Here is a 12866-nt window from a genome sequence, read left to right on the forward strand (position 1 = left end):
GGCGCACGATCCGGGGCCGACTGTCAGCCGCCAGGATCGGCGCACCTGCTGCACGTTCGCACCGCCTTGCTTGGTGCCGCAGGATTTGAAACCCGATCAACTGAAAATAATAATATAAGAAATTATTGAAATACGCCAGCCGAAGAATTACCTCTGATTGTCTGTAGGGTCGGATAGGCTCGCGTAAGTTTCAAGCGGCATCAGAACTTGTTCTCGCAGCGCGGCGGCGGTGAAACCCGGTCATGGGTCGGCAAGAGATCAGCCGATGGCGGTACGCAGTGCATGTGTATTGCGGAAACTGGCGAAAAGCCGGCGGACAGCGCCGCAGCCTTCGTTGCCAAGGTCGAACGTCTGGCCGCCCAGCAACCAGTCCCAGCAGATGCCCTTGATCATCCATTTCACGGCGTTGCAGGCGGAAGCTGGTGTCCAGCCGGACGCAAGGCGACCAGTGGCCTGCGCCCGTTGAAGGGTCTGTTCCAACTGCCTGTTATGCAGTTCCTCGAGTTCCTTCATCGCCTGATGAACCGGCGCAAATTCCTCGGTGAAGTTGGTGCGCAGCAGAATCGTCAGCATTCGCTGGCGCTGTTGATCGGTCGCCATGACCCGCATCCATTCGCAGGCCGAATCCTCGATCATGGTGAGCGCGTCCATACCGCAGCAGGAGGGATCCCGCAGTTCAAGCATATTTATAAGCGGTAGACGGAACGTGTTGTAGAGTTCCAGGAAAATATCGGTCTTGCTTGAAAAATGCCAATAGACGGCACCGCGTGTCACGCCGGCCGCAGCGGCGATATCGTCGAGCGTGCAGGCGGCGACGCCCTTTTCAAAAAACATTCTTTCGGCCGATTCCAGGATGGCCGCGCGGGTTTCCGCAGCTTCCGCCTTGGTTCGTCTCATATCTCCTCCTTTTCCCGTTGCTCGGGGCGCTTTGAAAAGCGCCCCGAGCAACGGTCCGGCGTCTTCGCGTAGGCGGCCGCTAAGGCCCGCTGTCGCGTCAATGGGCCGGGCGGGCCTCCTCGTCCGCGGTCTTGTCGTTGTCCTTGCGGCGGGCTTCCAGCGGCTCCTTGCGAGCATCCTTGGAGAACAGTCGCATGACGAAGACGAAGAAGGCCGGCACGAAGAAGATCGCGAGCAGGGTCGCCGAGATCATGCCGCCGAGGACCCCTGTACCGATGGCGTTCTGGCTTGCGGCGCTGGCGCCGGTGGCAATCGCCATCGGCACGACGCCGAGCGTGAAGGCAAGCGACGTCATCAGGATCGGGCGGAAGCGCAGATGCGCTGCTTCCACGGTCGCGTCGAAGACGCTCATGCCCTCGGCCCGCAGATCCTTGGCGAACTCGATGATCAGGATGGCGTTCTTCGCCGACAGGCCGATGATCGTGATCAGGCCGACCAGGAAGTAGACGTCATTCGGCATGCCGCGCAACGTTACGGCCGCAACCGAGCCGATGACGCCGAGCGGCACGACGAGCATGACGGACAGCGGGATCGACCAGCTTTCGTAAAGCGCCGACAGAAGCAGGAAGACGAACAGGATGGACAGCGCGATCAGAGCGGGTGCCTGGCTGCCGGACTGGATTTCCTGCAGCGACTGGCCTGTCCATTCGTAGCCGAAGCCGGACGGCAGCTGGTCGGCAAGGCGTTCCATCTCCGCAATCGCGTCGCCGGAAGAATAGCCGGGGCCGGCCTGGCCGGCGATACGGATCGACGGATAGCCGTTATAGCCGATGACCTGCGAGGGACCGCGCACCCATTCCGCCGTGGCAAACGAGGACATGGGCACCATCCCCCCGCTGGCATTGCGGACGTTGAGCTTCAGCAGGTCTTCCGTCTGCATGCGCTGGTTGCCTTCCGCCTGAACGGTGACGCGCTGCATGCGGCCGTTATTGGGGAAGTCGTTGACATAGGAGGACCCGAGGTTGGCGGTGATGGTCGAGTTGATGTCGGAGAAGGTGACCCCGAACGTGTTGGCCTTTTCGCGGTCGATCAACAGGTTGACCTGGGCCGCATCCGGCATGCCTTCGATACGCAGGCCGGCCAGCATCGGGCTCTTGGCGGCCTCCGCCATCAACTGGTCACGTGCCGCGCCGAGCGCCGCCTGACCCTGACCGGAACGGTCCTGCAGACGGAAGGTGAAGCCCGACGAATTGCCGAGGCCCTGGATGGGCGGCGGCGACAGCGAGAAGGCGATGGCGTCACGCAGACCGAAGATTTGACCATTGATACGGCCGGCAAGCGCATCGGCGGAATCTTCCGGGCCGCGCTCCTCCCAGTTCTTCAGGGTGATGAAGGCGAGACCGGCATTCTGGCCGGAACCCGAGAAGGAGAAACCATTGATGGCAATGATGCGATCGACAGCATTTTCCTTGAGCGCGATCTTCTCGATCTGTGAGATGACCTCGGTCGTGCGGTCCGTGCTGGCCTCAGCCGGCGCCTGAACGTCCACGATCAGAAAGCCCTGGTCTTCATTGGGCAGGAACGAGCTCGGAAGCTGCAGATAGGCCCAGCCGAGACCGATGAGCAGCGCCACATAGATGAGCATGAAGCGGCCGGATCGCTTGATGATCCGGGCAACGCCACCCGAATAACCGTGCGACGCCTTGTCGAAGCCACGGTTGAACATGCCGAACAGACCCTTCTTCTCATGATGGTCATGAGCGACGGGTTTGAGGAACGAGGCGCAGAGCGCCGGCGTCAGCGACAGGGCGAGGAAGCCCGAAAACAGGATCGACACGACCATGGTCAGCGAGAACTGCTGGTAGATGATGCCGACCGCGCCCGGGAAGAATGCCATTGGAATGAACACGGCCGACAGCACCATGGTGATGCCGATGATGGCGCCGGAAATCTGGCCCATCGCCTTCTTCGTCGCCTCTTTCGGCGACAGCTTTTCCTCGGCCATGATGCGTTCGACGTTCTCGACCACGACGATCGCGTCGTCGACGAGAATGCCGATGGCAAGGACCATGGCGAACATGGTCAGAACGTTGATCGAGAACCCGGCGACGAACATGACCGCACAGGTGCCGAGCAGCGCCACCGGCACGACAAGCGCCGGAATGACCGTGTAGCGGAAATTCTGCAGGAAGATGAACATCACCACGAAGACGAGGATCATCGCCTCGATCAGCGTGTGGATGACCTTCTCGATCGAGACTTCGACGAAGGGGCTGGTGTCATACGGTACTTCGTACTGGACGCCGGCCGGGAAATATTCCTTCAGCTCCTCCATCACCTTCTTGACGCCTTCCGAAGCCGCAAGCGCGTTGCCGACGGGGGAGAGCTGGAGACCGATGGCAGCGCTGGGCTGGCCGTTCAGGCGCGAGGAGAAGTTGTAGCTCTCGGCGCCGACTTCGATCCGCGCAACGTCGCGCAGACGCACGGAGGAACCGTCCGGATTGGCGCGCAGCACGATCGCCCCGAACTCTTCCGGATCGGTGAGCTGGCCGCGAACGTTGATCGTCGCCGAAATCTGCTGGCCGATCGGGTTCGGGGTCGCGCCGATACGACCGGCGGCGACCTGGGCGTTCTGTGCCTGAATGGCGGCAGTGACGTCGGCAGCGGTGAGGCTCAGGCCGACCATCTTGTCCGGGTCCATCCAGATACGCATGGAGCGCTGGCTGGCGAACAGCTGTGCCGAACCGATGCCTGGCACGCGGCGCAGTTCGCCGATGACGTTGCGCTGCAGATAGTCGCCAAGGCCGATCGCGTCCGTCTGACCGTCGGTCGAGGTCAGCGATACGACCATGAGGAAGGATGTGCCGGCCTGTTCGACGCGCAAGCCTTGCGAGGTGACAGCACTCGGCAGGCGTGGTTCGGCGCGGGCGATGCGGTTCTGCACCTCGACCTGGGCCTCGCCGATATTCGTGCCCGGTGCGAAAGTGACGTTGATCGACACGCGGCCGGAGGATTCAGACTGCGATTCGAAATAGATGAGGCCCGGAACGCCGTTCAGTTCCTCCTCGATCGGGCGCGTCACGCCCTGATAGATATCCTCCGGCGAAGCGCCGGGATAATTGGTGGAAACGGTGATCTGCGGCGGTGCGACATTCGGATACTGCGCAATCGGCAGCATCGGAATGGCGATCACGCCGGCCAGCATGATGAAGATTGCGACGACCCACGCAAAGATGGGCCGGTCGATGAAGAAACGTGCCATGAAACCGGGTCCTTACTGCTTTGCGGGCTCTGCCGGCTTTTCGGCTTCCGTCGGCTTTTCGGCGGGGCTTTCCTGCGCGGCCGCTTCGGTTGCCGGCTTGTCGGGTGACCAGGGCTGCGGCTTGACGGTGGCGCCGGGGCCGGTCTTCTGGAAACCGTCGACGATCACACGGTCGCCAGCCTTAAGGCCTTCCGAAATGACCCAGCGTTCCCCAAGCGCACGACCAACGGTCACGGCGCGCTGCTCGACCTTGTCCTCGGCACCCACCACCATGAGGCTGGCCTTGCCGCCCGCATCGCGCTGGACGGCCTGCTGCGGAACCGCAAACGTGTCACGCTCAAGACCCTGTTCGATCTGCACGCGGACATACATGCCCGGCAGAAGGTCGCCGTTGGAGTTCGGAAATTCACCGCGCAGGGTGACCTGACCGGTGGTCTCGTCAACGGCTGCTTCGGAAAACAGCAGGCGGCCCTCTTCAGCGTATTTCGTGCCGTCGTCTAGCATCAGCTGTGCCTTGGCCTCATTGGGGCCGGTCATCAGCTTGCCGTCCTGCAGCGCACGGCGCAGGCGCACGAGATCGGCGGCCGGCTGGGTGAAGTCGGCATAGATCGGATCGAGCTGCTGGATGGTGGCAAGGTTTTCCGAACCGGAAGAGCTGACCAGTGCACCTTCGGTGATCAGCGCGCGGCCGATACGGCCGGAGATCGGAGCCGTCACGTTGGCATATTGCAGGCTCAGCCTGGCGGATGCGACGCCGGCGCGGGCCACTTGGACCTGTGCATCGGCCTGGGCCAGCTGGGCAACGGCCGTGTCGAATTCGGCGCGGGACGCGACATTCGATCTGCTCAGCTGGGTCTGGCGGTCGGCGGTCTGTCGGGCCTGCAACTGCTGCGCTTCGGCGCTGCGCAGGGTCGCTTCGGCGCGGTCAAGTTCCACCTGGAACGGAGCCGGGTCGATGCGATAGAGAACGTCGCCTTCCTTGACCAGCGAACCCTGCTCGAACACGCGCTCGACGATGATGCCCGAAACGCGAGGACGCACTTCGGCAAGGCGGGTCGGCGCAATGCGGCCCGGCAGCTCGCTGTTGATCGGCAGCGTTTCCGGCTGAACCGTGATGATACCAACCGGGGATGGCGGACGGGCAGGGGGAGCGCCGGCTGCCTGGTCCTCCTTCTGGCAGGCAGCAAGAACGGAAAGGCTGGCAAGCAACAGACCAGCGGCGGGCAGTTTCATTCGCATAGAGAACCCCATGGACCCAAGGACGGCAATTTACATACGTGTTAGTCTGTATGTAAAATGGCTGCAAGCCAACATTTGCGTGAATGTGTTTCGGCGCGCCCGGTGACGCGGCAAATGACGTATGTGTGGCAGTGATCGTCACCTAGCAATATTGTGCAGGCGTTTTTGAACCTACTGCGACGATATGCGCAGCATGATGACCAGGCGATGCCCCGGCGTTGCAGGATCAATCCGCGGAAGCCTGCCGATTTCTAAGGATGCGCATGATGCGGCTGTCGAAGTTTTTCGATTCGACGGCATCGAATTGCACCTGCTCGCGATCATGCGCCTCGATCGCCTCGCGGCTGATCTCGCCCACGCGTTTTTCAAGGATGTCGCAGTGGCTGGCCGGGCGGATGGCCAACAGCTTGGCTTCGAGCGCGCGGGCATGGGTACGGGCAATCTCGGCATGGCGCTCTTCGTGTCGCTTGATATCCGCCGACAGCGCGTCCCAGATACGTGCCAGATTGCCGTTGGCAGACGTCCGATTGCGCCAGCGGGGCAGAATGATATGGGTGCGAAGCGTGACCCGTGCCGAGCCGATGGAGCAGCGTCCGCCGCGCTCCACATAGCTGACGTCGCCGCCGAACTTGATCTCGGTCGCCCCCGGATGGCGCGCGCCGGTGTGGCGGGTCAGGGGGCCGCGACGCTCCAGTTCGCTGTCGAGTTCCTCTGCGGTCTTGCCGCCGATGGAAAAGTAGGAATAGGTCTTGCTGACGGTTGGCTGTGCCGCGAGCGGCGTCACCATCGCCAACAGAGCTGCCAGTGTCGTGACCGTCTTGAGGGCCGGCACCCGGGGCATACGGCGAAAGCTGCGCATCAATGGTATTCTCGGGACTGGCAGATTGAACTGGAGCAAAGCTTGGGGCATAGGCCACCCAAGCGCAACAGACCCTGCGCAATTTCACGTGTAAAAGGCAAGGATTGGAGTGCTCGTGAGTCTCCCCGGCAACAACATTCCCAGTGATGGCGCCTGGCAGGTCGGTTCCGGCCATTCGCTGGACCTGACGGCCAGCGGGCACCTGATGGCGATTGTCAACGTCACGCCGGACAGTTTTTCCGATGGCGGCAGACACGATGATGTTGAGGCTGCGGTCGCCCACGCAAAGGCTTGCATTGCCGAGGGCGCGGCGATCATCGATATCGGCGGCGAATCGACCCGGCCCGGCGCCGAACCGGTTAGCGAGGCGGAAGAACAGCGCCGTGTGTTGCCGGTGATCGAGCGTCTGGCGGCGCAGACCGATGCGCTTCTCTCCATCGATACCTATCGCGGATCGACGGCGCGGGCGGCAGTGAAGGCCGGAGCGCATATCATCAACGACGTCTATGGTCTCACCCGCGACCCATCCGTCGCCCAGGTGGCGGCCGAAACCGGGGCTGGCCTGTGCATCATGCACACGGGACGTGGTCGCGAGGCGGTCAGGCTAGGCGATGTGATCGCCGACCAGTTCGTCTTTTTCGAAAAGGCATTGGCGGTGGCCGATGCCGCCGGCGTCGATCGCCGCGCCATCATGCTCGACCCAGGCTTCGGTTTCGCCAAGAGCCGGGAGGAGGAGGCGCAGCTGATGGCCCGCTTCACCGAGCTGCATGCGCTGCATTTGCCGTTCCTGATCGGTACCTCGCGCAAACGCTTCATCGGCGCGTTGACCGGCCGTGAACGTGCCGTAGAGCGCGATGTGGGGACGGCGGCCACCACCGCCCTTCTCAGGCTCGCCGGCGCGCATATCTTTAGGGTGCACAACGTGGCCGCCAACCGCGACGCGCTGGGCGTTGCCGACGCGGTGCGGGCGGCCCGCGCCACTGCAAATGCAAATGCCAGTGCCAGTGCCAATGCCAGCGCGGAGACCGGATCATGAAACTCTATACGATCTACCTGAAGAACTGCTCCTTCTTCGCCCGGCATGGCGTGCTTAGCGAGGAGGAAAGGCTGGGTCAGCGCTTCTTCGTCGATGCCGAACTGGAGGTCGAGGGCGGCAAGGCGCTGGATAGCGACGCGATCGAGGACACCGTGCATTATGGCATCGCCTTCGAGGTCATCGAAGAGGTGGTGACCGGACAGCGTCGTTATCTGATAGAGGCGCTGGCGCAGGATGTTGCCGCGGCTCTGTGTCAGCGCTTTCCGCAGATCAGGCGGGCGGTGATTGCCGTGCGCAAGCCGAGCGTACCGATCCCCGGCATTCTCGATTACGTGGAGGTGCGTGTTGACTACCGCCCCTGATATCGTCTGGCAGACGGCGACGCTCGGACTTGGCGGCAATATAGGCGATCCGAAGGCAGCGATGGCTGATGCCTTGCGCCTGCTGGACGGCCGCGAGGATTGCCGGGTGCTGGCCGTCTCCAAGCTCTATGTGACGCCACCCTGGGGCAAGACCGATCAGGCCGATTTCTTCAATTGCTGCGCACTGATCGAGACCACGCTTTCACCGGAGGATCTGCTGGCCGCCGGCCTTTCGATCGAAAAGGGCATGAAGCGTGAGCGTATCGAGCGTTGGGGGCCGCGCACGATAGATATCGACGTGCTGACCTATGGCGACATCGAACAGGACACCCAGCCGTTGCAGCTGCCACATCCGCGGATGACCGAGCGCGCCTTCGTGCTGATGCCGCTTGTCGATATCGCCCCAGATCTCATCATAAAGGGCAAGCCGGTGTCATCCTGGCTCGCCCTTGTCGATCATTCGGGAATCACGGTCTCCGAGGAAAGCCGCGACTGGTGGGTGTGATCATTTTTTGATCGAGCCGACGGCGATCTGGTCGAGATCGCGTGTCAGCGTCATGCCGATGACCGGAATCATCTGCTCTTCGACCTTCACCGAGATGGTGATGTTCATGTCATTATCACTCTTCATGCTGGCAACCATGGCGCCATTCAGCTTGGCGCGGTTGATGCCGAGAACGATCCGCTCGCCGTTGAGCGAGCCGGCTGTGATGTCGAGGCCCTTGCCCTCGGCGCCGTCGAGAAACTTGCCGGTATAGCCCTTCGCCGTCTTCACGATCGTAGCGTTCATCGGCTGCTTGAACACGCCGACCCGGCAGGTGCCGTCGAGCTTCAGGCCTGCATCGCCTTCCTGGGTGGCTTCACCGGTCAGGTTGCAGGTGAACTTGGTGCCCTTGTATTTGCCGGCGACGATTTCGCCCGGTCCCTTCCAGCTGCCGGCAGCGCTTTCGAAAAAGACCTGGTCGCGCGAGGCGGCGCGAGCTTCAGGAGCCATCGCGACCGTGGCGACGGAGATGGCGACGGCGAAGCCACCGAACAGCGAAAACATGCGCGAAACCATTCAACAAATCCCTGGCAAAGGCCAACTGCGAGAGCCCGTAAATTAGCTGAGGATGGTTAATGAGTGGTTTCTTTTCGACTTTGGGCACCGGATCAGGTGGGTTCTCTAGGGTTCGACGTTGCCACGATATCGGACAGAAAGTCGCCGATGCCCGGGCGTTTAAGCGCTCTGAACGGAAGCGGTCGGCACAAGTCCATCGCGGCAATGCCAATGCGGGCGCTGAGCAGTCCGTTGATGACGCCCTCGCCAAGACGGGTGGAGAGGCGGGCCGCGAGCCCATGGCCAAGAACCTGTTGGGCAAGGCTGTCGCCAACGGCGATCGACCCGGTGACGGCCAGATGGGCGATGACGTCCCGCAGCAGCCGCATCATGCCAAGCGTGCCCGGCCGACCGCCATAGAGTTCGGCCATGGCGCGCACCAGCCGGGCCACCTCGAAGAGGACATAGGCAAGGTCGACGATCGCCCGCGGGCTGATGGCAGTCACCACGGAGACGCGCTTGGATGCTGCGAGAATGAGTAGCCGAGCCTCGCGATCGAGCGGTGTCATCAGTTCCCGTTCCGCCAGGTCCAGATAATGCGGGCCGTCGATGATCTCGTCCCTCGTGGCTTCGAGCACTGCGCGGCCGCGCGCGGTTTCTGCCCGGTGCGAAAGGATGGTCGTGAGGCGTGTGACCAGCGCCCTTGCCGATCGCGCCCCTTCTGCCGAATCGCTGCCGGTCTCTATGGCAACGACATCCGCCTTCAGGGACTGGACGGCGCCGATGCGCATCAGGCCCAGCACTTCGCGCCCGACGACGACGGCAAGCGCTGCGAGCGCGACCGACAGGATGCCGATGGCCGTATAGCCCAGCCAGTCGGAACGACTGAAAAGATCGCGGATCACGCTGTCTGCCCACAGGCCGAAGGCGAAGGAAACGAAGATGCCGAAGGCGCTGGCAGCAAGCTTGCCGAAGGAAAAGCCGTGACGACGGGGCAGGGCAACCGGCACGGTGGCAAGATCGTCGGCGCCGGTGCCTAAGAACGGATCGTCGGCATCCGTCGTCGCGCTAAAGCCTTCATCGAAACTGCGCGGCGGCCGACTGACGGCGTGTTGGGATTCGTGGTCATTTTCGACCTTGAAGGCCGTGGGCGCCCGCCGAATAGGGCCTTCGCCTGCGGTCGTGGCGGGACGGTGCGTGCGGTCATCGGATGGGCTCATGCGAGACGGTCTCCGAACAGAAACTGCATGGCGCGGTCGAGCCGGATATGCGGTACCGACAAGGCAATGCCGCCCGTATTTTCCTCAACCGAAGGGGGCCGAAAACGCACAATATTCAAGTCCGGTAGGAGTGTTTCTTCATCCGTTTTGTCAATTTCGCGGAAGAACATCTCCGGATCCTCCGGCAGGTCGCCGGGGAAGATCGCCGTCCGCTTTTTGCCGTCGAAAATCTCGTCGCCGATCCGCTCTCCAGGCATTGGCGTGCCCGTGATGACCGGAAGCTCCTGGCCATTTTCACGCACGCTGCCTTCCCGCGTGGCCCGTACTGAGGCGAGCGCCATTACCTCTATCCCCGCACCGGTCATGCCGATGCGGTGAATGGCGCGATCGACGAGGCGGCGGGTGATCGCCTGCAAGCGATCGTGGCTTTCGTGATGCAGGTGGTCGGCTTTTGTCGCTGCAACGAGGACGCGGTCGATGCGGCGACCCAGGAGCGTGCTCAGGAAAGAATTGGTGCCCGGCCGGAAACAGGCAAGCACATCCGACAGTGCCCGTTCCAGGTCCTGTACCGCCTCGGGGCCGCGATTGACCGCCTGCAACGCATCGATCAGCACAATCTGGCGGTCGAGACGGGCGAAATGCTCGCGGAAGAAGGGTTTGACGACGACGCTCTTATAGGCTTCGAAACGGTGCTCCATCATCGCTCGCAGCGAGCCCTTTTTCGCACGGGTCGCCGGGACGTTCGGCATCGGCGCGAAGGTGAGCGCCGGCGAGCCTTCCAGTTCCCCAGGTAGCAGAAAGCGGCCGGGCGGAAGCGTCGAGAGCGAACGCTCGTCCGCCTTGCAGGCCTTCAGATAGGCCGCGAAACTTTCCGACAGGCGGCGGGCCGCCATTTCATCGGCCGGGCCTTCCATATCGATCGTGGCCGCAAGACCAAGCCATTCACGCGCGAGCTGCGCCCGGACGCCGTGGCGGGCAAGCGAAACGGCATTGTCGGAAAAGGTCTTGTAGTCCTGCGCCAGAAGCGGCAGATCGAGCAGCCATTCGCCGGGATAGTCGACGATGTCGATCGACAGCCGGCCCGGCGAGAACAGCCGGCTCCAGCCGCTGGCGCTCTGGTAATCGAGCGTGATGCGCAGTTCGGAAATGGCGCGGGTCGAATCAGGCCAGATGCGTTGGCGCACCAGCGCCTGGATGTGATCCTCGTACTGGAAGCGAGGGATGGCGTCGTCTGGCTGCGGCTCAAGGCGGATGGCGGAGACGCGGCCGGAACGCACGGGTTCGAAAAGCGGCAGTCGGCCGCCATTCAGCAGGTTGTGAACGAGGGAGGAGATGAAGACGGTCTTGCCGGCCCTTGACAGGCCTGTCACGCCAAGCCGCAGCGTCGGGTTGACGAGACCGGTGGCGCGATCGGTCAGCGTGTCGAACGCGATGCGGGCGTCGTCGGTGAAGCTGGTGAGCATGGGTGGCAAGGCGTGATCCCGGTTCGTATCGGCAGTCGAGGCGATGGTCGCCAAAAACAATGGCTGGCTTGCATATAGGAAGGGCATAAGCCGCAAGACAAGGACGCCACAACCTCGATGCCGCCGCGTTTGGCCCGGCCGACCTCAGGCGTGGATGAAATCGCGCATGATCCAGGCTTCGCCGTCGTGATCCAGGATGGCCAGACCCGCGGTCGGATAGCCACCCGGCACCGCACTGCGTGCCTGTTCATGGCCAACCAGACGTTCCAGTGTTTCCGCGATGCTGGGGTTGTGGCCGACCAGCATCACGGCCGGCGACGGCGCCTGACCTGCAAGGAGTGCCAGATAGGTCTCAACGGTGCCGTTATAGATCTCATCGACGGGCTGAAGAATGCATTCGCCAGCCATGGCGCGATGCATGGCATCCGCCGTCTGGCGGCAACGCGGCGCGGTCGATGACAGGATCAGGTCCGGACGGTAGCCTTTATCCACAGCCTTTTCGCAGACCAGTTCGGCCTCACCATAGCCGCGATCATCCAGTTCCCGATCAAAATCACGCTGGCCGGATTGCGCCTGCGCGGCATGGCCGTGACGCAGGAGAAAGATGCGGGAGGGTGGTGGTTGAATGGTTGTCATGGCTGCCTCTGCCGGTGAAAACACGGAAACATCAGGGGTAGCGCCATGTCGCAATGCGCGTCAACCGTCCGTTTAGCGCTATACGGTTGCGCCAAGCGGCGGCGCATATTTTCCGAATCGCTTCGGGAAACGCTGTAAAATTAGCCGTTTAGCTGAAATTCGTGTCAGTTTTAAAAATGCGTTAACGGCTGGCATCGGACTTGAAACGCTGTCACCCTAGGGATATAGAGCGCCGCATAAGTTCTGTTCTTCAGGAGAAATCGCGTTGAGTGAGAAGATCGATCTTAGCAGCTTCGTCCTTTCGGAAGAAGACGAGTTCATGAACGTGCGGCAAAAGGCCTATTTCCGGGCCAAACTGGTCGCTTGGAAGAATGACATCCTCAGAGAAGCGCGTGAAACTCTGGGCCATCTGGCCGAAGAAAGCGCGAACCACCCAGACCTTGCAGACAGAGCCTCTTCCGAAACCGATCGCGCTATCGAATTGCGTGCCCGTGACCGTCAGCGCAAGCTGATCTCTAAGATCGATTCCGCACTCCAGCGGATCGATGAGGGAACCTACGGCTATTGTGAGGAGACCGGCGAGCCGATTGGCCTCAAGCGTCTCGATGCCCGTCCCATCGCCACCTTGTCGATCGAGGCGCAGGAACGCCACGAGCGCCGCGAAAAGGTCTATCGCGACGAGTGACAGAAAGCCGAGGCGTGACGACAGGGCACGCTTCGTCAAACAGAATACAAAGGCGCGGATTTTTGTCCGCGCCTTTTGTGTTGCTGTCTCCTATCCAGCATCATCCCGCGTCTGTTTAAGCAGTGCCTGTAGTGTCAACGTCGAACATGTGTAGCAGCCGACGTTTAC

Annotated in this window: 12 protein-coding genes; 4 read left to right on the top strand and 8 right to left on the bottom strand. The window is 62.2% G+C overall.

Going from position 1 to position 12866, the window contains the following annotated elements:
* Positions 1-258 precede the first annotated feature (258 nt).
* The 4 genes from ACQKKX_RS09910 to ACQKKX_RS09925 all read right to left on the bottom strand — a co-directional run bounded on the left by ACQKKX_RS09910 (position 259) and on the right by ACQKKX_RS09925 (position 6257).
* Complete coding sequence (locus ACQKKX_RS09910; RefSeq protein ID WP_427570482.1) at positions 259-897, bottom strand: TetR family transcriptional regulator; 639 nt, start codon at positions 895-897, stop codon at positions 259-261.
* Positions 898-994: 97 nt separating this feature from the next.
* The gene (locus ACQKKX_RS09915; protein WP_427570483.1) at positions 995-4159 is read right to left on the bottom strand and encodes a multidrug efflux RND transporter permease subunit; all 3165 of its coding nucleotides are present in this window, start codon (positions 4157-4159) and stop codon (positions 995-997) included.
* A gap of 12 nt (positions 4160-4171) precedes the next feature.
* Positions 4172-5410, bottom strand: coding sequence for an efflux RND transporter periplasmic adaptor subunit (locus ACQKKX_RS09920; protein WP_427570484.1), 1239 nt, complete (start codon positions 5408-5410; stop codon positions 4172-4174).
* Positions 5411-5624: 214 nt separating this feature from the next.
* Positions 5625-6257 carry a DUF922 domain-containing Zn-dependent protease gene (locus ACQKKX_RS09925; protein WP_427570486.1) on the bottom strand — a complete coding sequence of 211 codons (633 nt, stop codon included), beginning with the start codon at positions 6255-6257 and terminating at the stop codon, positions 5625-5627.
* A 109-nt stretch (positions 6258-6366) separates the two neighbouring features.
* Here ACQKKX_RS09925 and folP point away from each other — a divergent pair, with 109 nt between their 5' ends.
* From folP to folK, 3 genes are read left to right on the top strand one after another with little or no spacing between them, the layout of a single operon-like run.
* The gene (folP, locus tag ACQKKX_RS09930; RefSeq protein ID WP_427570488.1) at positions 6367-7293 is read left to right on the top strand and encodes a dihydropteroate synthase; all 927 of its coding nucleotides are present in this window, start codon (positions 6367-6369) and stop codon (positions 7291-7293) included.
* Positions 7290-7655 carry a dihydroneopterin aldolase gene (folB, locus tag ACQKKX_RS09935; RefSeq protein WP_427570490.1) on the top strand — a complete coding sequence of 122 codons (366 nt, stop codon included), beginning with the start codon at positions 7290-7292 and terminating at the stop codon, positions 7653-7655. Before folP ends, folB begins: the two co-directional genes overlap by 4 nt.
* Positions 7639-8160, top strand: a complete 522-nt coding sequence (folK, locus tag ACQKKX_RS09940) for a 2-amino-4-hydroxy-6-hydroxymethyldihydropteridine diphosphokinase (RefSeq protein WP_427570492.1) — start codon at positions 7639-7641, stop codon at positions 8158-8160. Before folB ends, folK begins: the two co-directional genes overlap by 17 nt.
* Here the strand turns inward: folK and ACQKKX_RS09945 are convergent, their stop codons facing one another.
* The 4 genes from ACQKKX_RS09945 to ACQKKX_RS09960 form a co-directional block, all read right to left on the bottom strand.
* Entirely contained in the window at positions 8161-8715 is a 555-nt protein-coding gene (locus tag ACQKKX_RS09945) for a hypothetical protein (RefSeq protein ID WP_427570494.1), read from the bottom strand.
* 92 nt (positions 8716-8807) lie between these two features.
* Entirely contained in the window at positions 8808-9914 is a 1107-nt protein-coding gene (locus ACQKKX_RS09950) for a YcjF family protein (RefSeq protein ID WP_427570496.1), read from the bottom strand.
* Entirely contained in the window at positions 9911-11386 is a 1476-nt protein-coding gene (locus tag ACQKKX_RS09955) for a YcjX family protein (protein WP_427570498.1), read from the bottom strand. Before ACQKKX_RS09955 ends, ACQKKX_RS09950 begins: the two co-directional genes overlap by 4 nt.
* Before the next feature lie 135 nt (positions 11387-11521).
* Positions 11522-12013: a SixA phosphatase family protein gene (locus tag ACQKKX_RS09960; protein WP_427570500.1), complete on the bottom strand. Its 492-nt coding sequence runs from the start codon at positions 12011-12013 to the stop codon at positions 11522-11524.
* A gap of 265 nt (positions 12014-12278) precedes the next feature.
* On the opposite strand from ACQKKX_RS09960, the gene dksA reads away from it, so the two are divergent.
* Positions 12279-12698, top strand: a complete 420-nt coding sequence (gene dksA, locus ACQKKX_RS09965; protein WP_427570502.1) for an RNA polymerase-binding protein DksA — start codon at positions 12279-12281, stop codon at positions 12696-12698.
* Positions 12699-12866: the final 168 nt, after the last annotated feature.

It is taken from the genome of Neorhizobium sp. NPDC001467, assembly GCF_050275975.1.
Classification (GTDB): domain Bacteria; phylum Pseudomonadota; class Alphaproteobacteria; order Rhizobiales; family Rhizobiaceae; genus Neorhizobium.

Coding starts and splice junctions, on each gene's coding strand:
- ACQKKX_RS09910 (WP_427570482.1), bottom strand. CDS start 897: ATGAGACGAACCAAGGCGGAAGCTGCGGAAACCCGCGCGGCCATCCTG.
- ACQKKX_RS09915 (WP_427570483.1), bottom strand. CDS start 4,159: ATGGCACGTTTCTTCATCGACCGGCCCATCTTTGCGTGGGTCGTCGCA.
- ACQKKX_RS09920 (WP_427570484.1), bottom strand. CDS start 5,410: ATGGGGTTCTCTATGCGAATGAAACTGCCCGCCGCTGGTCTGTTGCTT.
- ACQKKX_RS09925 (WP_427570486.1), bottom strand. CDS start 6,257: ATGCGCAGCTTTCGCCGTATGCCCCGGGTGCCGGCCCTCAAGACGGTC.
- folB (WP_427570490.1), top strand. CDS start 7,290: ATGAAACTCTATACGATCTACCTGAAGAACTGCTCCTTCTTCGCCCGG.
- ACQKKX_RS09945 (WP_427570494.1), bottom strand. CDS start 8,715: ATGGTTTCGCGCATGTTTTCGCTGTTCGGTGGCTTCGCCGTCGCCATC.
- ACQKKX_RS09950 (WP_427570496.1), bottom strand. CDS start 9,914: ATGAGCCCATCCGATGACCGCACGCACCGTCCCGCCACGACCGCAGGC.
- ACQKKX_RS09960 (WP_427570500.1), bottom strand. CDS start 12,013: ATGACAACCATTCAACCACCACCCTCCCGCATCTTTCTCCTGCGTCAC.